Source organism: Mycobacterium sp. TH-M106 (genome assembly GCF_057473765.1).
Genome location: NZ_JBYCLE010000146.1, coordinates 1 through 1,383, shown reverse-complemented (window position 1 = coordinate 1,383; position 1,383 = coordinate 1). Strand labels below are relative to the sequence as shown.

1 protein-coding gene and 1 pseudogene are annotated in these 1,383 nt (G+C 68.5%); one reads left to right on the top strand and one right to left on the bottom strand.

Features of this window, described 5'->3' with window-relative positions; genetic code table 11:
- On the top strand, nucleotides 1-951 hold a 951-nt coding region (locus AC2VOP_RS05270; RefSeq protein ID WP_486959970.1), incomplete at its 5' end, for an AMP-binding protein.
- Between the two features lie 114 nt (nucleotides 952-1,065).
- On the opposite strand, the pseudogene AC2VOP_RS05265 reads toward AC2VOP_RS05270, so the two are convergent.
- Nucleotides 1,066-1,383: pseudogene (locus AC2VOP_RS05265) on the bottom strand (VldE C-terminal domain-containing protein); the annotation flags it as partial.

Here is a 1,383-nt window from a genome sequence, read left to right as displayed (position 1 = left end):
CCGCAGTTCCACGCCATGTCCTGGGGGATGCCGTATGCGGCATTCATGATCGGGGCGTCGCTGCTGATGCCCGGCCGGTTCCTGCAGCCGGCGCCGCTGGCCGAGATGATCGCCGCCGTCCGGCCGGACTTCGCCGCGGCGGTGCCGACGATCTGGCAGGGGCTGCTGCATTACCTCGAAGACCACCACACCGACATCTCGTCGATGAAGAAAGCGGTGGTCGGCGGCTCGGCGGCGCCGCAGTCACTGCTGCGGGACTTCCAGGACAAATACGGCATCACGGTGATCCATGCCTGGGGCATGACCGAGACCTCGCCGCTGGGTTCGGTCGCCAACCCGCCAGCGGCCGCCACCGGAGAAGACGCCTGGCGCTACCGCTGCACCCAGGGACGCTTCACCGCCGCCGTCGAGGCCCGTCTGGTCGGCGACGGCGGCGCGGTGCTACCCAACGACGGATCGAGCATCGGCGAACTCGAGGTGCGCGGCCCCTGGATCGCCGGCGGCTACTACCACATCGACGCCCCGGACAAATTCGACGACGGCTGGCTGCGCACCGGAGACGTCGGGTCCATCACCCCCGACGGCTATCTGACCATCACCGACCGGACGAAGGACATCATCAAGTCCGGCGGCGAGTGGATCTCATCGGTGGAGCTGGAGAACCTGATCATGGGCCACCCCGACGTCCTCGAAGCGGCGGTGATCGGCATCCCCGACGAAAAATGGGACGAACGCCCGCTGGTGGTCGCCGTCCTGCGCGAGGACGCCGACACCTCGCTCCAGGAACTTGCGCACTACCTGGCCAGCCACCCTGACCAATTAGCCAAGTGGCAACTGCCGGAGAACTGGGCGCGGGCCGACGAGATCCCCAAGACCAGCGTCGGCAAGTTCGACAAGAAACGCCTGCGCACCCAGTTTGGTGCCGGCGAGCTCAAGGTCGAGCGCATCTGAGCCGACGGAGGCTCACTGGGGTGGCGGCGCCTCACCCGACGCGGGCGGGGCGTCGTCTGCGGGTGGTGGGACCTCAGCAGGTGGCGCCGGCTGACCGACGGTCGCCTCGTCCGCGCGCAGGTACTGCTCGTTGCCGGTCGGACGCCCACCCCCGAAAGTCGTGATGTGCACGTGCTCGTAGTGCCCGTAGCCGCCCCGGTCCGCGCCGGCGGGCGTGTGGTACGTGCCGCGCCAGATGACGTCTTGCACCGCGAACCGGTCGGCGTTCCGCAAGGCGTAGTCGACGATCTGATCGCCGAGCGCGACCCCTTCGGCGCTACCCGGATTCGGCACCATGACGTCGATCGCCAGCCCGTTGGGATGCCAGGGCCGCGAATCTGGGCGCACCCCGACCATGCTGTCGATCTGCGGGAATGCCGCAGTGATGCTGCG